The organism is Pseudomonas sp. TUM25319 (assembly GCF_056388475.1).
In genome coordinates, this window is record NZ_CM150751.1 from 5,355,388 (window position 1) to 5,378,135 (window position 22,748).

Here is a 22,748-nt window from a genome sequence, read left to right on the forward strand (position 1 = left end):
ATCATTCATCCAGCGCCGGGGAAACAGCGATGATCGCTCACCCACTGTTTCCCCTTGCCCGTCGCCCCGATCAGCGGAAGCTATTGCAGGCATCGATGACCGCAGCGACCTGCTCTTCGCTCATGCAGGGGCTCATCGGCAGGCTCAGGATCTGGTCATGGATGGTTTCGGTGACAGGAAGCTGAAGGTCGTTGAACGACGCATAGGCTTGCTGACGATGCGGTGGGATGGGGTAATGAATGAGCGTCTGAACGCCTTTTTCCTGGAGATGCTTTTGCAGATCCGCTCTGGCATCGCTACGCACAACGAAGACATGCCAGACGTTATCTTCTGCCAACGCCTGCGCCTTCGCAACCGGCATGACAAGACGCTCGTTGGAGATGCCCCGCAGATACCTGTCGGCCACGGAACGGCGAGCAGCTGTCTGCTGGTCCAGATACTTCAGCTTCACGGACAACAATGCGGCTTGAAGTTCATCCAGGCGGCTGTTCACGCCCTGAACGATATTCTGGTATTTGACATGAGAGCCATAATTACGCAAAGCCCTGAGTGTTTCGGCAAGTGCGGAGTCATTGGTGGTGATAGCGCCAGCATCGCCCAGAGCCCCGAGGTTTTTGCCTGGATAGAAACTGAAACCGGATGCATCTCCCCAATTGCCTGCCTTTCTGCCTCTGCAGGAAGCACCATGAGCCTGCGCGGAATCTTCCAGCACAAGAAGCTGGTGCGCATCCGCAATTTCCCGGATTGCAGCTACGTCGGCCAGACGCCCGTACAAATGCACAGGAAGAATAGCCTTGGTTTTAGCGGTAATTGCGTTCCGGACTCCTTCAGCGCTCAAGTTGTAGCTAGTCAGATCGGGTTCGACCAATACGGGAACCAGGCGGTTCTCGGTGATTGCGAGGATACTCGCAATGTAGGTATTGGCAGGGACGATGACTTCATCTCCCTCCGTGAGCTTGCCCATCAGCTTCCAGGCGCGCAGCGTGAGTGTCAGCGCGTCCAGGCCATTGGCAACACCGAGGCAATGTTCAACTCCGCAATAGGCGGCGAATTGGCCCTCGAATGCTTCCAGCTCCGGGCCAGAAATATACCAACCGGATTCAATTACACGGGTGCTGGCAGCCACCAGCTCATCGCGCATTGTTTCGTTGAGTTTTTTCAAATCCAGAAAAGGCACGTTCAAAACTTTATCTCCACAGTGGAACCAATAAAACGCGACACTAGATAACGGCATCCGCCAGTAAAGGCGCGTCCTTGTCTTTGGGGCTGATGATCAACTCCATGCCTTCTGGCCAATCGATCGCCAACTGAGGATCAGCCCAGTTGATGCTGCCTTCACAATCTTTCGCGTAATAATCGCTCACTTTGTAGTGCACTTGAGTGTCGTCCTGCAAAGACAGGAAACCATGTGCGAATCCCGCCGGAACCCAGAGCATTCTGCGGTTGGCAGCGCTCAGCTCGACGCCGACCCATTTACCGTAGGTTGCCGAGTCCTTCCGGATATCCACGGCGACATCGAAGATAGCGCCCTGGGTCACACTGACCAGCTTGTCCTGGGCGTGAGGTGTACGCTGATAATGCAACCCACGCAGTACGCCCTTGCGCGACAATGACCTGTTGTCCTGCAACAGCGGTTTCGGTGCGTCGAAGCCCAGATCGCTCAATGCACGATGAAACGCTCTTTCGTTGTAGCTTTCGACGAACCAGCCACGATCGTCCTCGAACACTTGAGGCTCGATGATCAATACCTCAGGCAAGGCGGTACGAATTACATTCATGAGTCAGACACCACTGTAAGCTTTATTTGAATTCAACCAAGGCGCATCACCGCCCCCGCAAGGAGAACGATTGTAGGTTCCAGCCTGCTAAATGTGCTTGCGCCATGAATAAAAACGATTACCGGAACGATCACCAGACTGTGTCGGCCACCTTAGCAGATAAGCGCCTCCGGCCCCAGCGCTCTCAGGACTCCTGGCTACGCTGCTGGTGAATCCAGTCAAAAATTTCTCCATCCGGCGCATACCCGCTCACCATTTCCTGCAACAGCGAACGAACGTGCAGGTAATCGTCCTCGGATATGGCCTTCAGCAAAGCAGCCAGCCGGACCTTGAGATGATCCCAGTCAAAACAGTCTTCATGAGCACTCATGATCATCGGGTGGCGGGTCGACACGACGTTGTCACCGATCAACAGTTCCTCGTAGAGCTTCTCTCCGGGTCGTAGCCCACTGAACTCGATCGCGATGTCGCCATGCGGATTGCGCTCGGACTGCACACTCAAGCCGGAGAGGTGGATCATTTTTTCCGCCAACTCGACGATTTTCACCGGCTCCCCCATGTCGAGGACAAAAACATCGCCCCCCTGCCCCATTGAGCCCGCCTGGATCACCAACTGGGCAGCTTCCGGAATGGTCATGAAGTAACGGGTAATGTTCGGGTGAGTGACCGTCAGCGGCCCTCCCGTCTTGATCTGTTGGTGGAACAGCGGAATGACCGACCCGGAAGAGCCCAGGACGTTACCGAAGCGCACCATGGTGAACCGCGTTCTATTGGCTGTTGCAACGTTATCGGGGTCACCGAACAGGATCGGCATCTGCTCACGGCTGAGAGCTTGGAGGACCATCTCCGCCAGACGTTTGGTACACCCCATGACATTGGTAGGACGCACGGCCTTGTCCGTGGAAATCAGAACGAAGTTGGGCACGCCTGCCTGCAACGCTGCTTGTGCTGCGTTCAAGGTCCCCATCACATTGTTCAGCACCCCCTCGGCGACATTGTGCTCGACCAGGGGTACATGCTTGTAGGCTGCTGCGTGATAGACGGTGTCAACGCGCCAGGTGCTCATGATGTCCAGCAACTGCGGGAAATTACGTACAGACCCAAGAATGGGCACGATATGTGCCGTCATTGCCTTGAGCTGGGCACAGCTCTCGAGCTCTCTGAGGATGCTGTAGAGATTGAACTCGCCATGATCCAGCAGCAATAACGTCGTTGGCTGGAGCGCAAGTATCTGCCTGCAGAGCTCCGAGCCGATAGAACCACCAGCCCCCGTCACGAGCACCGTCCGGCCTTTCACACAATGCTCGAGCAAGTCAGCTTGTGCAGGCACGGCGTCACGCCCAAGCAAATCGGCGATATCGACTTCCTGAAGGTCATCGACCTTGACCCGACCGCTCGCCAGATCCATGAAGCCGGGCACACTGCGAACATGCAGCGGGTATCCTTCCAGCAAGCCCAGGATCTCCCGCCGGCGCGCCCGACTGATCGAAGGCACGGCAAGCAGCAATTCATTGGCCCCCGTCACATCGATCATTCTCTGGATTTCTGCAGGTGGGTAGACACTCAGCCCGGCTATCGCCCGCCCGGCAATATTGGGGTCATCGTCTACGAACGCAACCGGACGCATTGCCTTGCCCATTCGCAATGCGGCAACCAGCTGGTTGCCCGCTGAGCCGGCTCCGTAAATGGCGACCTTGAGCAGCCCGTCATCACGAGTGCTGAAGGGCATGTGCTGTGCTGCGCCGTACCAGTCCCCGAGAAAATAATGACGCATGGCGAGTCGCAAGCCGCCAATCAAGACCAGGCTCAACCACCAGTAGTTGAAGATGATGGAGCGTGGCACGAGGTACTGGTGGTTCGCGGACCAGTAGACAATGACGCCAAGAATCAGCGCCGAAAGGGTGACCGCCTTGATGATGGCGATCATTGCATCGTTACCGAAGTAACGCATCACCGCGCGGTACATCCCGAATTTGATGAACAGGGGAATGGACACCAGGGGCGCACAAATGAACAACCAGAAATGGCCCTGAGCCAGCTCTATTGACTCTTCAATCCCAAGCCGGACCACAAACGCGAGCCACATGGAAAGCCATACCAGCAGCACATCTGCCAGCACCTGAATCAATCGCTTCTTTGCTCGTGGCAGGCTTAGAAGAGCCACGCGCATTTTTTCCCAGCCTCTTGCGACCACCTTTTTCTTTCCTATCCTCAAAAGATCGTTCCTGTCCAGCCCTCGGCCAGCCTCATCAAAGGATTGAGGTACTCGCTATTCACGGCCGCCTGCATTGCAAGCCACTGCCAGAAATACCAGCGGGAGGTAGGCCACCAGAAGCCCGATGAATCCATCGAGGTCAAACAGCACGACGAACACGGCGACTGGCAATAACCAGCATACGTTCAAAAACAGCACCGCCAACGTCACCGGCAAATGCCCACCGGCGCGCCGAGAAGCGAACTGGTAGCCATGGCTGCGGTGTGCTTCATAGACTCGCTCGCCGCGCACCAATCGCCGGATCAGGGTAAAGGTTGCATCCACCACGAACACGCCCAGCAAAATCAACCAGCACCAGAACAACTGCGAGGAGGCCCACGCGGCCTGCAAGGAAAGCAGCCCCAGCACAATGCCGAGGAAACCGCTGCCCGCATCTCCCATGAAAATCTTCGCGGGAGGGAAATTCCAGTATAGAAAACCGCTCACCGACAAGATCAGGATCATCGGCAAAACCATCAGTTGTTCGAAGCCGCTTATCCAGTAAAGCAGGCATGCCCCCAGGCAGACAGAAATGGCCTCGACGCTGGCGATGCCATCGATCCCGTCCATGAAGTTATAAAGATTGAGTAACCACACCAGGTAAAGCGCCGCCACGATTGCCCCGCCCCACCCAAGATCGACCTCGACGCCAAACAGGGTGACTGGCGGCAAACCGTTCAACCAGAACAATCCCCATCCAGCAGCGATGAAGTGCCCCAGTAATCGCCATCGGGCTGCGATATGACCATGATCGTCCATGAAACCGATGAGCGCGATCAGCCCGCCACCGCCTGCGAGGCCGAGCACCAAAGGGAGCGTGAGCAAGCCCATGGCACCAAGTGCCACGAGAGCCAGCAAAAACGAAACAACGATTGCCACACCGCCACCCCGGGGGGTGGGAACAGCGTGAGAGCTCCGTGCATTGGGCACGTCGATGATGCTCTTGGCCAATGCATAACGACGCAGGCCCTCCGTCATCAGGAACGAAGCCAGGACTACCAGCGGCGCAATCCACCATTCAGTCATTCGCCTAGATGCTCCCGATAATGGCTGGCAGTTTGCGCCAGCGCCTGATCAACGCTGACGGGAGGCGTCCAATCGAGCAGCGACCGCGTTTTTTCGATATCGACCTGCAACGATCCACACAAGCGCTGCGCGAGAGCTCCTCTACCGAGCAGGTTCGCGCCCAACGTCAGCACTCGTCCCGGAACCGGTACCAGCCGCGCTGGCTTGCCAAGTGCCTGTGCCATGCGTCTTAACAGGCAGGTAGTGGAAAGGTCGTCGCCATCGCTGACCAGAAACGTCTGATTGGCTGCCGCCGGGTGCGTCATGCACCTGTGCACTAGGTCTACAAGATTTTCCAGAGCCACCAGGCTTCGACGGTTGTCGATTGCGCCAAACGGCAGCGGAATACCTTTGTTCAACCAGCGCATCATTGTCAGGAAATTGGCCTTTACTCCAGGACCATAGACGAGCACAGGACGAATGATCACAACGTCCAGATCGGTGCCACGCGCCAATTCACGCAGCCCTGCCTCGGCCTCCATTTTCGAGATCGCGTAGGGATCGGCAGGAGCCGGCTCGTCATCTGCACAGTAGGGGCGTCCAGGCAACGTAGCTTCGCCATTGACCTTGATCGAACTGATGAAGATGAAGCGCCTCACGCCGGCTGCCGCTGCTTGGCGAGCAAGATTGACAGTGCCGTCGACATTGACCCTGCGAAAAGCCACCAGAGGCTCGGCCTCCCGCTCATTCATCACGTGCACTCGGGCAGCCGAATGAATGACAACCTCCACCCCTTCAAGGCCGCCCCGCCAATCGGTTGTTCCGTCAATTCCATCGATCTCGAAAACCTCGCTGCCGGCGCCTGGCGACGCCGCACGACGAGTAGCAGCACGCACGGTATGGCCACGCAACACGAGGTCTTCGTAAATAGCCCTGCCGATGAACCCGCTGGCACCGGTCAACAACACTACAGAACTCATGAGCGACCCGACCTACGAAACGAAGCACCCATGAACAAGGACTCCTGACGCTTTGGGGGCAGGGCTTTGCGACAGGCCATGCCTCCAGCGCCTCCGAAAATGCCCGGGTGAGCCCCCAATGGCAGTCCTGCCTCGCTTGATCGGGTCGCCGTCAAGGCATCGAAATGAGGAGGGTTCATTTCGCAGGGCTTAATACCAGTGAGCCGATGAAATACAACTGCTCCATTGCAAAGCCATTTGCGCAGGCAATACTGATTTCCTTCCGTCCCTGCTGAAAACAAAGCCCACTCCAACACCGAAACCTTGACGCCCGTCAAGTGCAGGGTGGAAATTATCCTATCGGCACCGACAGACAAAAAACCTGCATACCTTGATATATATTGACCACAGATTAATAACAGCTGCTGTACATTAAACCGCGAAGTATGATAACACTTAACACCTGCCTTGAGCCGACTAAAATACGCCATCCAAATCCTTCATATCAAGCGCTCTCCGAAGATTCGCGGAAATTATCAGACGCTGCCTACATTGATTACTGACTACCAGCACGAGTTGGACTCGCCCAGCCAGTGAAGGCAGGTAGCCGGAGGAAAAACTCTTGCCGCGAGGCGCCGGAAGCGGGCCAGGCCCCGCTTCCGCAGCCACCGAAAAAGCTTCGCCAGCATGCAGCAACCACCTCACCGCCTTATAGCCAATAAGCCTCGATGAAAAAGCAGGAGAGAACATCAAGATTCCAGCATATTTCATGCCGAGCTCAACACTATGAGGCAGCCAGAATTACAGCAAACAAGAATCTTTCTCTCGAACTTAAAACAGCTGATCAGAGCTAAAATTTAGCGAAAAAAACCTGCAGCCTTTTCACTAAATCATTCCACCACCCAAAACATCGGCAGAAACAGCGTCTTCCCGAGTTTTTCAACTTAGACTCCATCAGAACGGAAACCTGCGCTCAAGTTCCTGACCCCCTAATGTTATCCATCTGGCCTTGCGTCAAAATCATTCACTCACCGAACAGACGATGCACGACAGAGCGCCCTGACTCCATCGCGCCAAACCTAATTCGGAATTTCAATCACCGCTGCTGCCCCCTGCTCCGCCCGATGCGAACTCAGCTTCCGCGCCAGTGCAGCCTTCGCTGCAGCCTCACCATGCACGAGGATTATCCGCCCAGGCCATTCGGGGATATCAGAGACGAACTGCGTCAGCCCAGCCTGGTCAGCGTGAGCAGAGAAGCCACCCACCGTCAGAACCTTTGCCCTCACCTCATGCATTTCACCGTCGAGATCGACCATTACGAAGCCTTCTGCCCCTTCGCACGCCTGTATCACAGCCCCTGGCGTACCGCGGGCCTGATATCCGGTGAAAACGACCTCATGCCGCGAGTCACCCAGCATCGCCTTGAGATAGTTCACGATCCGCCCACTGGAACACATGCCATTGCCGGCAATCACGATAGCCGGACGGCCGGTACTCTTCAGGTAATTGACCACTTGCTGATGCTGGTGATGACTGTCGATGCTGATCAACTGGCGAAAGCCGAGGGGACTTCGCCCGTCACCGAGCAGTTGCCGGGCATCCGCGTTCCAGTACCCATTCAGTTCCCGATAAACCGCGGTGAGCCGACTGGCCAACGGCGAATCCAGGATGATAGGCAACTGCGACCAGTCGACGGGACCGGAGTCTCTCGGCAATGCCTCACTACCGCCCTGCGAGAGAAGCTGCTTGTCATGCAGGATTGCTTCAAGTTCGAACAGCAACTCCTGGGTGCGCCCAACGCTGAATGCCGGAAACAGGACGGTGCCACGATCAATCAATGCTCGCTCGACAACCTGCTCCAGGCGCTGGCGTCGAGTGGCACCCTCTGCATGCAAGCGATCACCGTAGGTGCTTTCGAGCACCAGGACATCCGCACGCTCCGGGGAATGGGGCTTGCACAGCAAAGCACTATTTCCCGCCCCCAGATCACCCGAGAATACGATACGACGGTTCTCTCGCCGCCGCTCGTCATGCACATCGAACTCGACGTAGGCAGAACCCAGCAAATGGCCGGCGCGCTGAAGACGCAGGCGGCAACCTGGCTCTGCAGCCGGATCGATGTCATACCATTCATCGAAAGCCAGCGGGATGACCAGGCGCCCCAATAGGCGCAGACACTGCTGGATGGCATCCGCCTCCCAACCGGAAACCTTCATGGCATCCCATAGCACGAGGGGCAGCATCTTCGCAGATGGCTCACTGCAAACAATCGGACCACGATAACCCGCTACAAGCAGATCAGGTATTCGGCCCGCATGATCCAGATGGACGTGAGTCACCACCAGCGCCTTCACGCCCTCAATGGGAAACTCGATCACTCGACCTGAATGAGCACCGCCCTCCTGAAGCAAGCCGCAGTCGATGAGCACGCTGCGCTGCGCATCAAGGTGCAACTGGTGACAGGAACCTGTGACACCTTGCGTGGCGCCGTGATGAGTAATGGAGGGATAGATCATGCTGTGCGGCTCCTCGGACTGCGGGGGTAGCATTACCCCATACACTCCATGGCAGCTTCAGCAGGAGAACGCCACGCACGCTGTAGGTATTTTCCGAATATCGAACCGAAACAGACTTGGTGGCAATCAGGCGACTTTGTTGCCGCCCCGGCGCCCGGCCCTTAAAACCACCCATGCACTCAGAAGAGGACCGACGGCCAGGCCGATGACGAGAGCGGCCAACAGAAGTGCCGAAACAGGAACCACCGGGGCTGCCCAGCCAAACAGCACAAGCGATACCGACTGTTGGTTTTCAAGCATGAAAAACAACACGATCACCCCAAGCGCGAGCAGGAACAACGCCAGCAACAGGCGCTTGATATTGCGCATGATCTACCCCTTTTATAATCCGTCAGTGAGCTGGATGCTCATCTTCATTGACACGATCCCGCAACTCCTTGCCAGGCTTGAAGTGGGGAACAAACTTGCCGTCCAGACTTACGGACTGACCGGTCTTGGGGTTACGCCCTACACGCGGCGCACGATAATGCAGGGAAAAACTGCCAAAGCCACGGATTTCAATACGATCTCCGGTCGCCAGGCATTGTGACATCTGCTCAAGCATGGTCTTGATGGCCAGCTCTACATCTTTTGACGAGAGCAAGCCCTGATGGGTGACTATACGTTCGATCAACTCGGACTTCGTCATACTTTTCCCTTCGTTATCAAGCAGCTAGATCATTGCTTACTTTGTTTTTAGCATGCTCCAGAGGTTTTGAACAGGGCAGTTCTTGACTTAATCAAAATTTCAAGATTGTTACAATTGACCGAGGCGCATGCAGCAAGGCACAGGTCACCCGCACACGCACGCCGGCTTTCTTCAGCGCAAAAAAAGGGGCGACCGAAGTCGCCCCTTTTTTACCGCACAGAACTTAGTTCTGCTTGGCAGCCATTGCTTCGCGCAGCAGCGCAGCCATGGTGGTGTCAGCTGCAGCTTCCGGAGCAGTTTTCAGGCTCTGGATAGCTTCGCGCTCTTCAGCGTCGTCTTTCGACTTGATGGAGAGGCTGATGACACGGCTCTTACGGTCAACGCTGATGATCTTGGCTTCGATCTCTTCGCCTTCCTTCAGGACGTTGCGCGCGTCTTCAACGCGGTCACGGCTGATTTCGGAAGCTTTCAGAGTCGCTTCGATATCGTCGGCCAGAGTGATGATGGCGCCTTTGGCGTCAACTTCTTTCACGGTGCCCTTGACGATAGCGCCCTTGTCGTTGACAGCAACGTAGTTGGAGAACGGATCGTCTTCCAGCTGCTTGATGCCCAGGGAGATGCGCTCGCGCTCTGGATCAACCGACAGGATGACGGTTTCCAGCTCGTCGCCCTTCTTGAAGCGACGTACGGCTTCTTCGCCGACTTCGTTCCAGGAAATGTCCGACAGGTGAACCAGACCGTCGATGCCGCCATCCAGGCCGATGAAGATACCGAAATCGGTGATCGACTTGATGGTGCCGGAGATCTTGTCGCCCTTGTTGAACTGGCCAGAGAAGTCTTCCCATGGGTTCGACTTGCACTGCTTGATGCCCAGGGAGATACGACGACGCTCTTCGTCGATGTCCAGAACCATGACTTCCACTTCGTCGCCAACCTGAACGACTTTCGACGGGTGGATGTTCTTGTTGGTCCAGTCCATTTCGGAAACGTGCACCAGACCTTCAACGCCTTCTTCCAGCTCAGCGAAGCAGCCGTAGTCGGTCAGGTTGGTGACGCGCGCCATTACGCGGGTGCTCTCTGGGTAACGTGCCTTGATAGCAACCCATGGGTCTTCGCCCAGTTGCTTCAGACCCAGGGAAACACGGTTACGCTCGCGATCGTACTTCAGAACCTTGACATCGATCTCGTCGCCAACGTTGACGATTTCCGATGGGTGCTTGATACGCTTCCAGGCCATGTCGGTGATGTGCAGCAGGCCGTCTACGCCGCCCAGGTCCACGAATGCGCCGTAGTCGGTGAGGTTCTTGACGATACCCTTGACTTGCTGGCCTTCCTGCAGCGATTCCAGCAGAGCTTCGCGCTCGGCGCTGTTTTCGGCTTCCAGGACACTGCGACGGGAAACGACAACGTTGTTGCGCTTCTGGTCCAGCTTGATGACCTTGAATTCCAGCTCTTTGCCTTCGAGGTGGGTGGTGTCGCGCACTGGGCGGACATCAACCAGGGAGCCTGGCAGGAACGCACGGATACCGTTAACGTCGACAGTGAAGCCGCCTTTAACCTTACCGTTGATAACGCCCTTGACCACTTCTTCGGCGGCGAAAGCTGCTTCCAGAACAATCCAGCACTCGGCGCGCTTGGCTTTTTCACGGGACAGTTTGGTTTCGCCAAAGCCGTCTTCCACCGCGTCCAGCGCAACGTGAACTTCGTCACCGACCTTGATGGTCAGCTCGCCAGCTTCGTTGTAGAACTGCTCGAGCGGGATGACGCCCTCGGACTTCAGACCAGCGTGGACAGTAACCCAGTCACCATCGATATCAACAACGATACCGGTGATGATCGCACCTGGTTGAAGGTTGAGGGTTTTCAGGCTTTCTTCAAAGAGTTCTGCAAAGCTTTCGCTCATTTTAATTCCTGTAGATTCGGGCGATAAATCCGCCCATCAGCCACATTCCAGACAATGTGGGTTTCGTTCATAGTAAGGGTCGCCTGCAGGACGTTGACTGGGTAATCCTGCATTCTCCCTGGTCATCCGGCGATATCGCGCAGCGCGATTTCACTTCGAATGCGTTCCAGCACCTGCTCGATGGACAATTCGGTCGAATCCAGCTGAATCGCGTCGGGGGCCGGCTTGAGCGGGGCCACCGAGCGCTGGGTGTCGCGTTCATCACGCGCACGTATCTCATCTAGCAGACTCGACAGACTAACATCCTCGCCCTTTGCCTTCAACTGCAGATAACGGCGGCGTGCACGCTCCTCGGCGCTGGCTGTCAGGAAAATCTTCAGCGGCGCGTCAGGAAACACCACGGTCCCCATGTCGCGGCCATCGGCAATCAGCCCCGGTGCCTCCTGGAAGGCCCGCTGGCGCTGCAGCAGGGCTTCACGTACCGCAGGCAGCGAGGCCACCATCGAGGCCCCGGCCCCGACGGTTTCGGTTCGAATGACGTTGCTGACATCCTCACCTTCGAGAATGATCTGCTGCAGCTTGCCCGGCTCGGCCGCGATGAACTGCACGTCCAGATGGGCAGCCAGGGCCTTGAGCAGTTCTTCGTTGGTCAGGTCCACCCCGTGGTTGCCGGCGGCGAACGCCAGCAAACGATACAGGGCACCGGAGTCGAGCAGGTTCCAGCCCAGTTCCCGGGCCAGCAATCCAGCTACCGTTCCCTTGCCCGAGCCGCTCGGCCCGTCAATGGTGATGACCGGCGCTTGTGTGTTCACGACTTGCCCTCTTCAGCGACGCGAATGCCGACTTCCGCGCAGAGCGCAAGGAAATTCGGGAAGGACGTGGCGACGTTGGCGCAGTCATGGATGCGAATCGGCGCACTGGCCCGCAGGGACGCCACGCTGAACGCCATGGATATGCGGTGATCGCCGTGACCATGGACCTCGCCACCACCGATCGGGCCGCCATCGATAATGATGCCATCTGCCGTCGGCTCGCATTTGACGCCCAGAGCCAGCAGGCCGTCAGCCATGACCTGAATACGATCGGACTCCTTCACCCGCAGCTCTTCGGCGCCACGCAGCACGGTACGCCCTTCGGCGCAGGCAGCCGCCACGAACAGCACCGGGAATTCGTCGATGGCCAGCGGCACCAGATGCTCAGGGATCTCGATGCCCTTGAGCTTCGCGCCTCGCACGCGCAGGTCGGCAACCGGCTCGCCGCCAACTTCACGCTGATTCTCGAGGGTGATGTCACCGCCCATCAGGCGCAGGATGTCGATAACGCCGGTACGGGTCGGGTTGATGCCAACGTGTTCCAGCACCAACTCGGAGCCTTCTGCGATGGAAGCCGCCACCAGGAAGAAGGCCGCGGAGGAAATGTCCGCCGGCACTTCGATATGGGTGGCGCTCAACTTGCCGCCCGATACCAGCGAGGCGGTCGGACCGTCGACCGTCACGTCATAACCAAAGCCGCGCAGCATGCGCTCGGTGTGGTCGCGGGTCGGCGCCGGCTCGGTGACAGTGGTCTTGCCCTCGGCGTAGAGACCTGCCAGCAACAGGCAGGATTTCACTTGGGCGCTGGCCATCGGCAGCGTGTAGGTCAGCGCCTTGAGCGCATGGCCACCACGAATGGTCATGGGTGGACGCCCTTCGGCCGCCGTTTCGATGACCGCGCCCATTTCCCGCAGTGGGTTGGCCACACGGTTCATCGGGCGCTTGGACAGCGAGGCGTCGCCCGTGAGCACGGTATCGAAGCTCTGCGCAGCCAGGAGACCCGACAGCAGACGCATCGAGGTGCCGGAGTTACCCAGGTAGATAGGGCCAGGCGGCGGCTTCAGGCCATTGAGACCCACGCCGTGAATGGTCACGCGACCGTGATGCGGACCTTCGATCACAACGCCCATGTCGCGGAAGGCCTGAAGCGTTGCCAGAGCGTCTTCGCCCTCGAGGAAACCTTCCACCTCGGTGGTGCCCTCAGCCAGGGAGCCAAGCATGATCGAGCGGTGGGAAATCGATTTGTCGCCTGGAACGCGGATGCGTCCGGACAGGCGGCCGCCAGGTTGTGCCAGGAAAATCAGGTCGTTGGAATTCATAGCGTCCACATAGGCCCGACGGGCCAGGATTTTACTGAAATGCTCGCGGGCAACCCGGGCGCGGGTGAAAACGCCCAACAACTGGTGCCCATCCCCTGCATCGACCGCGTCGCGCAAGGCGTCGAGATCACTGCGAAATGTATCCAGCGTGCGCAGGACCGCCTCGCGATTGGCGAGGAAGATGTCATGCCACATGACCGGGTCACTCCCCGCGATTCTCGTGAAATCGCGGAAACCACCGGCAGCGTAACGGAAGATATCCAGGTTTTCATTGCGCTTGGCCAACGAATCGACCAAGCCGAAGGCCAACAGGTGCGGCAGGTGGCTGGTGGCAGCCAGCACCTCGTCATGCCGCTCGACCTGCATGTGCTCGACATCGGCGTCCAGTGCGCGCCAGAGCCGGTCAACCACCGCAAGCGCCGCCGGATCGGTTTCGGCCAACGGCGTCAGAATGACCTTGTGGCGCCGGAACAGCGCGGCATTGGAGGCCTCCACCCCGCTCTGCTCCGAGCCGGCGATCGGGTGCCCGGGCACGAAACGCGACAACCGCCCGGCCATGACGCCACGCGCCGCACGCACCACATTGCCCTTGGCACTGCCGACATCGGTCAGCACTGCCTGCCCCAGATCCAAGCTCGCCAGGCGTACCAGCAACTTCTCCATGGCCAGGATCGGCACCGCCAACTGAATCACGTCGGCACCGACGCAGGCCGCCTCGAGATCGTCTTCGCAGCGGTCGACCACACCCAGTTCCACCGCCAGCTTGCGCGATTGCGGATCGAGGTCGACACCGACCACCTCGCGGCACAAGCCACTTTCACGCAGGCCTTTGGCGAACGAGCCGCCAATCAGCCCCAGGCCCACTACCACCAGGCGGCCAATGATCGGGCCGCCCTGTTGCGTTTCGACTTCAATCACGGAGCAAGACCCTGTTCAGAAACTCATGCATGGGCGCGCCTCAGAGTACTGCCTTCGGGTACGAGCCCAGCACTTTCAAAGCCACCGCTTCCTGGCTGATTTTCTCCAGGACGGCCTTGATCAGCGGATCACGGTGGTGACCGACGAAGTCGATGAAGAACACATAGGTCCACTTGCCACTGCGGGACGGACGGGTCTCGATGCGCGTCAGGTCGATGCCGTTTTCATGGAACGGCACCAGCAGCTCGTGCAGAGCGCCCGGCTTGTTGCTCATCGACACGATGATCGAGGTCTTGTCGTCGCCGGTCGGTGGCACTTCCTGATTGCCGATCATCAGGAACCGGGTGGAGTTGTCCGGACGGTCCTCGATCTTCTCGGCCAGGCGCGTCAGACCGTACAGGCCAGCAGCCATGTCACCGGCGATGGCAGCCGAGTTCCACTCGCCCTTGACCCGCTTGGCGGCCTCGGCGTTGCTGGCAACGGCGACGCGCTCGACATTCGGGTAGTGCGCATCCAGCCACTTGCGGCACTGGGCCAGGGACTGGGCGTGGGAGTAGATACGGGTGATGCTGTCGGTCTTGGTGTTCTCGCCCACCAGCAGGTGATGGTGGATGCGCAGCTCGACTTCGCCGCAAATCACCATGTCGTGCTCGAGGAAGCTGTCGAGGGTGTGGTTGACTGCACCTTCGGTGGAGTTCTCCACCGGCACCACGCCAAAATTCACCGCACCGGCAGCCACTTCGCGGAACACCTCGTCGATCGCCGCCATCGGCTTGCTGATCACCGCGTGACCGAAGTGCTTCATGGCCGCAGCCTGGGTGAACGTGCCCTCAGGGCCGAGATAGGCCACTTTCAGCGGCTGCTCCAGCGCCAGGCAGGAGGACATGATTTCGCGGAACAGGCGGGCCATTTCTTCATTGCCCAGCGGCCCCGGATTACGCTCCATCACGCGCTTGAGCACCTGCGCCTCGCGCTCGGGCCGGTAGAACACCGGCTCCTCGCCCTCGGCCAGGGAAGCCATTTTCACCCGTGCGACTTCCTGGGCGCAGCGGGCACGGTCACTGATCAGCTCGAGGATCTTTTCGTCGAGGCTGTCGATGCGCACCCGCAGCGCCTTGAGTTCCTGTTCGGACATCAGGCGTGTTCCTTCTCGAATTCAGCCATGTAGGCCACCAGCGCCTCTACCGCTTCCAGGCCCAGGGCGTTGTAGATCGAGGCACGCATGCCGCCCACCGAACGGTGACCCTTGAGGTTGAGCAAACCACGGGCATCGGCACCTGCCAGGAAGGCCTTGTCCAGACGCTCGTCGGCCAGACGGAACGGCACGTTCATCCACGAACGGGCGTTCACGCTGATCGGGTTGGTGTAGAAGTCGCTCTTGTCGATGAAACCGTACAGGCGATCTTTCTTCGCCCGGTTGCGCTGTTCCATCGCCGCGACACCGCCCTGCTCCTTCAGCCACTCGAAGACCAGGCCGGACAGATACCAGGAATAGGTTGCAGGCGTGTTGTACATCGAGCCATTGTCGGCCGCGATCTTGTAGTCGAGCATGGTCGGGCAGGCGCTGCGGGCGCGGCCCAGCAGGTCTTCGCGAATGATCACCACCACCAGGCCGCTCGGACCGATGTTTTTCTGCGCGCCGGCGTAGATCATGCCGAACTGCGAGACATCGATCGGACGGGAGAGGATGTCGGAAGACATATCGACCACCAGCGGCACGTCGCCCGTCTGCGGAACCCAGTCGAACTGCAGGCCGCCGATGGTTTCGTTGGAGGCATAGTGTAGGTAGGCCGCACCTGGGGTCAGGCTCCAGTCGTTCTGGCCGGGAATCGTCAGGTAGTCGTAGGGCTTGGCCGAAGCAGCGACATTGACGTTGCCGAAGCGACGGGCTTCCTCGATGGCCTTCTTCGACCAGATACCGGTTTCCACGTAGTCCGCCGTGCCATTTTCAGGCAACAGGTTCAGCGGGATCTCGGCGAACTGCTGGCTGGCGCCGCCCTGCAGGAACAACACCTTGTAATTGGAGGGGATGGACAGCAGGTCGCGAAGGTCCTGCTCGGCCTTCTCGGCAATGGCCACGTAGTCATCGCTACGGTGACTCATTTCCATCACGGACAGGCCTTTGCCGTTCCAGTCCAGCATTTCGGCCTGGGCACGCTGCAGGACAGCGTCAGGGAGCGCAGCGGGGCCTGCGCAGAAGTTAAAGGCTCGTTTGCTCACATCCACTCTCGCTCTGCTCGTAAGGTCAGCGGGGCGACCCAGGCATTTCAGAAACCTGGCCGCCCCGCTCGGGTTGTTGCGCTGCTTACTCCTGCGAAGCCTCTTCGTCGGCTTGCGCATCGTCTGCCGGGACTGCGGCCGTTGCCACCGCTTCGCCCTCGGCACCCTCTTCGATGAACTCGTCATCGGCCTCTTCGGAAGGCTCCTGAACCCGCTCGACGCCCACCAGGGTCTCGTCATTGGCGAGCTTGATCAGGGTCACGCCCTGGGTGTTGCGCCCAAGGCTCGAGACCTCGCCGACACGGGTACGCACCAGCGTGCCCTGGTCGGAGATCAGCATGATCTCTTCGCCTTCCTGGACCTGGATGGCACCGATCAGCTTACCGTTGCGGCCCTTGGTGCCCATCGCGATGACGCCCTGGCCACCGCGACCACGCCGCGGGAACTTGCTCAGCGGCGTACGCTTGCCGAAGCCGCGCTCGGAGGCGGTCAGGATCTGTGCGCCCGACTCGGGAATCAGCATCGAGATCAGTTGCTGGTCCTTGCCAAGACGCATGCCGCGCACGCCACGGGCACCGCGGCCCATCTGGCGAACGACGCTTTCGGCGAAACGGATGACCTTGCCGGCGTCGGAGAACAGCATGACTTCCTTGGCGCCGTCGGTGATGGCCGCTGCGATCAGGGTGTCGCCTTCCTTGAGTTTCAGGGCAATCAGGCCGCTGGAACGAGGGCGGGCAAACTGTGCCAGCGGGGTTTTCTTGACGGTACCGGAAGCGGTCGCCATGAAGATGTAGGCGCCAGTCGGCTCCGCCACCAGCTCAGGCGTGTCGCCGTCTTCTTCGTCGATCTCCTCGGGCTCGACGATCTCGCCTTCGATCACGCCTTCTTCGGCATCATCCAGCTCTTCGTCGGCACCGATGCTCTGCTGCAGGGCCTCGAGGTCGATCTGCAGCATCGTGGTGATGTGCTCGCCCTCTTCCAGCGGCAGCAGGTTGACCAGCGGCCGGCCACGGGCAGCACGGGAAGCCTCGGGAATCTCGTAGGTCTTGAGCCAGTACACCTTGCCCTTGCTGGAGAACAGCAGCAGGGTGGCATGGCTGTTGGCGACCAGCAGGTGAGCGATGTAGTCCTCGTCCTTCACGCCGGTGGCCGACTTGCCTTTGCCTCCGCGGCGCTGGGCCTGGTAGGCCGAGAGCGGCTGGGTCTTGGCGTAGCCGCCGTGGGAAATGGTAACGACGCGTTCTTCCTCGGGGATCATGTCGCCAAGGGTCAGGTCCAGGCGCGCATCGAGGATCTCGGTGCGACGCACATCGCCATACTCGGCACGGATCAGTTCCAGCTCTTCGCGGATCACTTCCATCAGGCGCTCGGCGCTGCTGAGGATGCGGATCAGCTCGCCGATCTGGTTGAGGATCTCCTGGTACTCGGCCAGCAGCTTCTCGTGCTCCAGACCGGTCAGGCGGTGCAGGCGCAGATCGAGGATGGCCTGGGCCTGTTCCGGCGAGAGGTAGTACTTGCCATCGCGCAGGCCGTATTGCTCGTCGAGGTTTTCCGGACGGCACGAGTCGGCACCGGCGCGCTCGACCATCACCTGCACGGCACTGGACTCCCACGGCGTGCTGATCAGCGCTTCCTTGGCCTCGGACGGCGTCGGCGAGGCCTTGATCAGGGCGATGACCGGATCGATGTTGGACAGCGCAACCGCCTGACCTTCGAGGATGTGCCCACGCTCACGCGCCTTGCGCAGTTCGAATACGGTACGACGGGTCACCACTTCGCGGCGGTGACGAACGAAGGCCTCGAGCAGGTCCTTGAGGTTCAGCAGACGCGGACGACCGTCGATCAGGGCGACGATGTTGATGCCGAACACGCTCTGCAACTGGGTCTGGGCATAGAGGTTGTTGAGAATGACCTCGGGAACCTCGCCACGACGCAGCTCGATGACGATGCGCATGCCGTCCTTGTCGGACTCGTCGCGCAGCTCGGTGATACCTTCGAGTTTCTTTTCCTTCACCAGCTCGGCGATCTTCTCGATCAGACGCGCCTTGTTCAGTTGGTAAGGCAGCTCGGTGACGACGATCTGCTGGCGACCGCCGACCTTGTCGATGTCCTCGACGGTGGATCGGGCACGCATGTAGATGCGGCCGCGACCGGTGCGATAGGCCTCGATGATGCCCTGGCGACCGTTGATCAGGCCAGCGGTCGGGAAGTCCGGACCGGGGATGAAATGCATCAACTCATCGACCGAGACGTCCGGATTGTCGATCAGCGCCAGGCAGCCGTCGATGACCTCGCCGAGGTTGTGCGGCGGAATGTTGGTGGCCATGCCCACGGCGATACCGCTGGAGCCGTTGACCAGCAGGTTGGGGATCCGGGTCGGCATGACCGCCGGGATCTGCTCGGTGCCGTCGTAGTTCGGCACCCAGTCCACGGTTTCCTTGTGCAGGTCGGCCAGCAACTCGTGGGCCAGCTTGGACATGCGCACTTCGGTGTATCGCATGGCCGCAGCGTTGTCGCCGTCGACCGAACCGAAGTTGCCCTGGCCATCGACCAGCAGGTAACGCAGGGAGAACGGCTGCGCCATGCGCACGATGGTGTCGTACACGGCGATGTCACCGTGCGGGTGGTACTTACCGATGACGTCACCGACCACACGGGCGGATTTCTTGTACGGTTTGTTCCAGTCGTTACCCAGTTCACTCATCGCATACAGAACGCGGCGATGCACGGGCTTCAAGCCATCACGCGCATCGGGCAGTGCACGCCCGACAATGACGCTCATCGCGTAGTCGAGATAGGACTGTCTCAGTTCGTCTTCGATATTGACCGGGAGGATTTCTTTGGCCAGTTCGCCCATGAGAAGCCTGATTCCTTTTTCTGGTGAAACTTCGTCACATCCATATGGGGTGGAACGAAGCTCGCCGCCACGGAGGGGCTCCCCCGCAACGACTTACGACAAATCAACAAGTTAAACCATGGATCTGCGTAGTGAAGACAGCCCCTGTGGGCGGTCTTGGAAACCGCCGGATGTTATCACAGTCGCCGGGGGCATGGGAGTATGGCAAAGCGCCGCCCGGCTTGAGCATAAGGGGGCCCGACAGCCCCGCTCGCGGGCGCTCAGTGCAGGCGCTTGCGGCACAGCAACTGCGCGAGCTTGGCGGTGTCCGGACGTTCGACGATCCCCTTTTCGGTCACGATCACGTCGACCAGGTCCGCCGGAGTCACGTCGAATACCGGATCGAAGGCCTCGACCTCGCCCCCTGCCCCGGCGGCGAACCCCTCGAGCCATTGCGCGCCGGCATCTTCCTCCAACGGGAAGTCATCACCACTGTCCAGTGCCAGGTCGATGCACGAGCCGGGCGCGACCACCATGAAACGCACCCCGTGATGCATCGCATTGACGGCCAACTGATAAGTCCCGATCCTGCCCAGCACATCGCCGTTGGCGGCAATGCGCTCCGCACCGACGATCACCCAGGTGATGCCCTTGGTCTTCATCAGGTGTGCGGCCGCGGCATCGGCATTGACCGTCACCGGAATCCCGTCAGCCGCCAGTTCCCACGCAGTCAGGCGGGCTCCTAGCAGGGAAGGACGGCTTTCGTCGACACACACATGCTCGATCATGCCGTCGAGCCAGGCGCCCCGGATCACCCCAAGGGCTGTGCCGAAACCACCACTTGCCAGGGCACCGGCGTTGCCATGGGTCAGCACCGCCTGCTCGCTGCCCTGGTACTTGCGGATCAGCTCCATGCCCGCCTGGGCCATGTTGAGGTTGGCTTCGCGATCGCTTTCATGAATGGCCAGCGCTTCCGCCTCCAGCAACTGCGACGGATCGTCTCCGGGCTTGAGCCGTTGCAGGCGTTCACGCAGGCGGTTCAATGTCCACTCGGCGGGCCGGGTCGCGGCCAGAAGCGTGAAATCCGCCTCCAGCGCATCACGCCAGTCGCCACCGGCGGACAGACGCTGGCGCAGCGCCAGCACCAGGCCATAGGCAGCGCTGATACCGACCGCCGCCTCACCACCGACAGCGCCGAGGCGAATCGCTTCCGCCACGCTGGCAGCATCGCTGCAGGCCAGCCAGCGCTCGGCGGACGGCAAAGCGCGCTGATCGAGCAAGTGAAGGGTGCCGTCACGCCAATCGATGGCCCTTACTTTCTCTGCAGCCAGAAGTCGATCGCGCATGCTCACCCCGTCATTCGGACATCAAAAACCGGCGATTATAACGAGCCCCAAGCACGGACGCTCGGGTATACTTCGCCACCACCCCAGCAACCCAGGGAATCCCGTCCCCATGCCCAAGCCTCGCGTCCCTCTCGACCTGCTGCTCCTGCCTTCCTGGCTGGTGCCTGTCGAACCGGCCGGCGTGGTGTTCAAGGCCTATGCGCTGGGCATCCGCGATGGCCAGATCGCCTTTATCGGCCCGCGCGACGAAGCCGGTCGCTTCGAGGCCGCCGAGGTTCGCGAACTGCCGGGCTGCCTGCTTGCCCCCGGACTCATCAACGCCCATGGCCACGCCGCGATGACGCTGTTCCGCGGCATGGCCGACGACCTGCCGCTGATGACCTGGCTGCAGGAGCACATCTGGCCCGCCGAAGGGCGCTGGGTCGATGAAGCCTTCGTCCGCGACGGCACCGACCTGGCCATCGCCGAGCAGCTCAAGGGCGGCATCACCTGCTTCAGCGACATGTACTTTTATCCGAAGATTGCCAGCGAATGCGTGCACGACGCCGGCATTCGCGCCCAGATCGCCATTCCCCTGCTGGACTTCCCGATCCCCGGCGCACGCACCTTCGACGAGGGGCTGCACCTGGGTGTCGAACTGTTCGGCGACCTGCGCCACCATCCGCGCATCAGCGTCGCCTTCGGCCCGCACGCGCCGTACACGGTCAACGATGAGAACCTGGAAAAAGTCCGGGTCGTGATTGAAGAGCTCGATGCGCCGGTCCACATGCACATCCACGAGACCGCCAACGAAGTCCAGCAATCCCTGGAACAGCACGGCGAGCGCCCGCTGGCACGCCTGGCACGTCTCGGCCTGCTGGGCCCGCGCCTGCAGGCAGTGCACATGACCCAGATCAGCGATGACGACCTGGCATTGCTGGTAGAAAGCAACACCAGCGTGGTGCACTGCCCGGAATCCAACCTCAAGCTCGCCAGCGGCTTCTGCCCGGTGGAGCGGCTGTGGCAGGCCGGGGTCAACGTGGCAGTCGGCACCGACGGTGCTGCCAGCAACAACGACCTGGACCTGCTCGGCGAAACCCGCACCGCCGCCCTGCTGGCCAAGGCCGTGGCCGGCTCGGCCAGTGCCCTGGATGCCCACCGCGCGCTGCGCATGGCCACCCTCAACGGCGCCCGCGCCCTTGGCCTGGAAGACCTCACCGGCTCACTGGAGCCGGGCAAGGCCGCAGACCTGGTGGCCTTCGACCTCTCGGGGCTGGCGCAGCAACCGATCTACGATCCGGTGTCGCAACTGATCTACGCCAGCGGCCGTGACTGCGTGAAGCACGTCTGGGTCGCCGGCAAGGCGCTGCTGGAAGACGGCCGCCTGACCCGGATGGACGAACAGGCCCTGACCGCCCGGGCCATCGCCTGGGGCCAGCGGATTGCCGGCCAACCGAATGACTGACGGCAGCCTGGCTGCCGCAAACGAATTTTCACAGCTTCAGAGGACTGTTCCATGAGCAACGTCGACCACGCCGAAATCGCCAAGTTCGAGGCCCTGGCCCATCGCTGGTGGGACCGGGAAAGCGAATTCAAGCCGCTGCACGACATCAACCCGCTGCGGGTCAACTGGATCGACGAGCGGGTCAAGCTGGCCGGCAAGAAGGTCCTGGACGTCGGCTGCGGCGGCGGCATCCTCAGCGAGGCCATGGCCCTGCGCGGCGCCACGGTGACCGGCATCGACATGGGCGAGGCGCCGCTGGCAGTGGCCCAGTTGCATCAACTCGAATCCGGGGTGAACGTCGAGTACCGGCAGATCACTGCCGAAGCCCTGGCCGAGGAAATGCCCGAGCAGTTCGACGTGGTCACCTGCCTGGAAATGCTCGAGCACGTACCCGACCCGTCCTCGGTGATCCGGGCCTGCTTCAAAATGGTCAAGCCGGGTGGCCAGGTGTTCTTCTCCACCATCAACCGCAACCCGAAGGCGTATCTGTTCGCCATCATCGGCGCCGAATACATCATGAAGCTGCTGCCCCGCGGCACCCACGACTTCAAGAAGTTCATCCGCCCGTCCGAGCTGGGCGCCTGGAGTCGCGCCGCCGGCCTCAGCGTCAAGGACATCATCGGTCTGACCTACAACCCGCTGACCAAGCACTACAAGCTGGCTGCCGACGTTGACGTCAACTACATGATCCAGACCCTTCGCGAGGAATGA

The 22,748-nt window shown here is 60.1% G+C and carries 17 protein-coding genes; 2 read left to right on the forward strand and 15 right to left on the reverse strand.

The genetic code is table 11. From position 1 onward, the window contains the following. Positions 1 to 70: 70 nt before the first annotated feature. The 15 genes from AC05QJ_RS24185 to mtnA form a co-directional block, all read right to left on the reverse strand. The gene (locus AC05QJ_RS24185; protein WP_476743768.1) at positions 71 to 1,234 is read right to left on the reverse strand and encodes a DegT/DnrJ/EryC1/StrS family aminotransferase; all 1,164 of its coding nucleotides are present in this window, start codon (positions 1,232 to 1,234) and stop codon (positions 71 to 73) included. Further along, a complete protein-coding gene (gene rfbC / locus AC05QJ_RS24190) occupies positions 1,221 to 1,778 on the reverse strand; it encodes a dTDP-4-dehydrorhamnose 3,5-epimerase (protein ID WP_476743769.1) in 558 nt (185 codons plus the stop codon). Before rfbC ends, AC05QJ_RS24185 begins: the two co-directional genes overlap by 14 nt. A gap of 184 nt (positions 1,779 to 1,962) precedes the next feature. Beyond that, complete coding sequence (locus AC05QJ_RS24195; protein ID WP_476743770.1) at positions 1,963 to 3,948, reverse strand: polysaccharide biosynthesis protein; 1,986 nt, start codon at positions 3,946 to 3,948, stop codon at positions 1,963 to 1,965. A gap of 99 nt (positions 3,949 to 4,047) precedes the next feature. Beyond that, on the reverse strand, positions 4,048 to 5,058 hold the full coding sequence (locus tag AC05QJ_RS24200; protein WP_476743771.1) for an MraY family glycosyltransferase: 1,011 nt from the start codon (positions 5,056 to 5,058) through the stop codon (positions 4,048 to 4,050). Further along, the gene (locus AC05QJ_RS24205; protein WP_476743772.1) at positions 5,055 to 6,017 is read right to left on the reverse strand and encodes a UDP-glucose 4-epimerase family protein; all 963 of its coding nucleotides are present in this window, start codon (positions 6,015 to 6,017) and stop codon (positions 5,055 to 5,057) included. The genes AC05QJ_RS24200 and AC05QJ_RS24205 overlap by 4 nt, the downstream gene beginning before the upstream one ends. 1,058 nt (positions 6,018 to 7,075) lie before the next feature. Further along, entirely contained in the window at positions 7,076 to 8,512 is a 1,437-nt protein-coding gene (locus tag AC05QJ_RS24210; protein ID WP_476743773.1) for an MBL fold metallo-hydrolase RNA specificity domain-containing protein, read from the reverse strand. 126 nt (positions 8,513 to 8,638) lie between these two features. Next, positions 8,639 to 8,881 (reverse strand): lipopolysaccharide assembly protein LapA domain-containing protein, encoded by a 243-nt coding sequence (locus AC05QJ_RS24215; protein ID WP_476743774.1) that lies wholly within the window; start codon positions 8,879 to 8,881, stop codon positions 8,639 to 8,641. Positions 8,882 to 8,903: 22 nt separating this feature from the next. Continuing rightward, positions 8,904 to 9,200 carry an integration host factor subunit beta gene (gene ihfB, locus AC05QJ_RS24220; RefSeq protein WP_476743775.1) on the reverse strand — a complete coding sequence of 99 codons (297 nt, stop codon included), beginning with the start codon at positions 9,198 to 9,200 and terminating at the stop codon, positions 8,904 to 8,906. Between the two features lie 223 nt (positions 9,201 to 9,423). Beyond that, a complete protein-coding gene (gene rpsA, locus AC05QJ_RS24225; RefSeq protein ID WP_476743776.1) occupies positions 9,424 to 11,103 on the reverse strand; it encodes a 30S ribosomal protein S1 in 1,680 nt (559 codons plus the stop codon). Positions 11,104 to 11,225: 122 nt separating this feature from the next. Next, complete coding sequence (gene cmk, locus AC05QJ_RS24230; RefSeq protein WP_476743777.1) at positions 11,226 to 11,915, reverse strand: (d)CMP kinase; 690 nt, start codon at positions 11,913 to 11,915, stop codon at positions 11,226 to 11,228. Next, positions 11,912 to 14,119 carry a bifunctional prephenate dehydrogenase/3-phosphoshikimate 1-carboxyvinyltransferase gene (locus AC05QJ_RS24235; protein ID WP_476747999.1) on the reverse strand — a complete coding sequence of 736 codons (2,208 nt, stop codon included), beginning with the start codon at positions 14,117 to 14,119 and terminating at the stop codon, positions 11,912 to 11,914. Before AC05QJ_RS24235 ends, cmk begins: the two co-directional genes overlap by 4 nt. Positions 14,120 to 14,192: 73 nt before the next feature. Further along, positions 14,193 to 15,287, reverse strand: coding sequence for a prephenate dehydratase (gene pheA / locus AC05QJ_RS24240; protein ID WP_476743778.1), 1,095 nt, complete (start codon positions 15,285 to 15,287; stop codon positions 14,193 to 14,195). Then, positions 15,287 to 16,372 (reverse strand): 3-phosphoserine/phosphohydroxythreonine transaminase, encoded by a 1,086-nt coding sequence (gene serC / locus AC05QJ_RS24245; RefSeq protein ID WP_476743779.1) that lies wholly within the window; start codon positions 16,370 to 16,372, stop codon positions 15,287 to 15,289. Before serC ends, pheA begins: the two co-directional genes overlap by 1 nt. A gap of 85 nt (positions 16,373 to 16,457) precedes the next feature. Beyond that, on the reverse strand, positions 16,458 to 19,229 hold the full coding sequence (gyrA, locus tag AC05QJ_RS24250; RefSeq protein WP_476743780.1) for a DNA gyrase subunit A: 2,772 nt from the start codon (positions 19,227 to 19,229) through the stop codon (positions 16,458 to 16,460). A 260-nt stretch (positions 19,230 to 19,489) separates the two neighbouring features. Beyond that, the gene (gene mtnA, locus AC05QJ_RS24255) at positions 19,490 to 20,554 is read right to left on the reverse strand and encodes an S-methyl-5-thioribose-1-phosphate isomerase (protein WP_476743781.1); all 1,065 of its coding nucleotides are present in this window, start codon (positions 20,552 to 20,554) and stop codon (positions 19,490 to 19,492) included. 109 nt (positions 20,555 to 20,663) lie between these two features. Between mtnA and AC05QJ_RS24260 the strand changes: the two genes are divergently transcribed. After that, entirely contained in the window at positions 20,664 to 21,998 is a 1,335-nt protein-coding gene (locus tag AC05QJ_RS24260) for a TRZ/ATZ family hydrolase (protein ID WP_476743782.1), read from the forward strand. A gap of 51 nt (positions 21,999 to 22,049) precedes the next feature. Continuing rightward, on the forward strand, positions 22,050 to 22,748 hold the full coding sequence (ubiG, locus tag AC05QJ_RS24265; RefSeq protein ID WP_476743783.1) for a bifunctional 2-polyprenyl-6-hydroxyphenol methylase/3-demethylubiquinol 3-O-methyltransferase UbiG: 699 nt from the start codon (positions 22,050 to 22,052) through the stop codon (positions 22,746 to 22,748).

What these genes read in the sequence shown, in the direction of transcription:
- AC05QJ_RS24185 (WP_476743768.1), bottom strand. Translation starts at nt 1,234, where the DNA reads ATGCCGTTATCTAGTGTCGCGTTTTATTGGTTCCACTGTGGAGATAAA.
- rfbC (WP_476743769.1), bottom strand. Translation starts at nt 1,778, where the DNA reads ATGAATGTAATTCGTACCGCCTTGCCTGAGGTATTGATCATCGAGCCT.
- AC05QJ_RS24195 (WP_476743770.1), bottom strand. Translation starts at nt 3,948, where the DNA reads ATGCGCGTGGCTCTTCTAAGCCTGCCACGAGCAAAGAAGCGATTGATT.
- AC05QJ_RS24200 (WP_476743771.1), bottom strand. Translation starts at nt 5,058, where the DNA reads ATGACTGAATGGTGGATTGCGCCGCTGGTAGTCCTGGCTTCGTTCCTG.
- AC05QJ_RS24205 (WP_476743772.1), bottom strand. Translation starts at nt 6,017, where the DNA reads ATGAGTTCTGTAGTGTTGTTGACCGGTGCCAGCGGGTTCATCGGCAGG.
- AC05QJ_RS24210 (WP_476743773.1), bottom strand. Translation starts at nt 8,512, where the DNA reads ATGATCTATCCCTCCATTACTCATCACGGCGCCACGCAAGGTGTCACA.
- AC05QJ_RS24215 (WP_476743774.1), bottom strand. Translation starts at nt 8,881, where the DNA reads ATGCGCAATATCAAGCGCCTGTTGCTGGCGTTGTTCCTGCTCGCGCTT.
- ihfB (WP_476743775.1), bottom strand. Translation starts at nt 9,200, where the DNA reads ATGACGAAGTCCGAGTTGATCGAACGTATAGTCACCCATCAGGGCTTG.
- rpsA (WP_476743776.1), bottom strand. Translation starts at nt 11,103, where the DNA reads ATGAGCGAAAGCTTTGCAGAACTCTTTGAAGAAAGCCTGAAAACCCTC.
- pheA (WP_476743778.1), bottom strand. Translation starts at nt 15,287, where the DNA reads ATGTCCGAACAGGAACTCAAGGCGCTGCGGGTGCGCATCGACAGCCTC.
- gyrA (WP_476743780.1), bottom strand. Translation starts at nt 19,229, where the DNA reads ATGGGCGAACTGGCCAAAGAAATCCTCCCGGTCAATATCGAAGACGAA.
- mtnA (WP_476743781.1), bottom strand. Translation starts at nt 20,554, where the DNA reads ATGCGCGATCGACTTCTGGCTGCAGAGAAAGTAAGGGCCATCGATTGG.
- AC05QJ_RS24260 (WP_476743782.1), top strand. Translation starts at nt 20,664, where the DNA reads ATGCCCAAGCCTCGCGTCCCTCTCGACCTGCTGCTCCTGCCTTCCTGG.
- ubiG (WP_476743783.1), top strand. Translation starts at nt 22,050, where the DNA reads ATGAGCAACGTCGACCACGCCGAAATCGCCAAGTTCGAGGCCCTGGCC.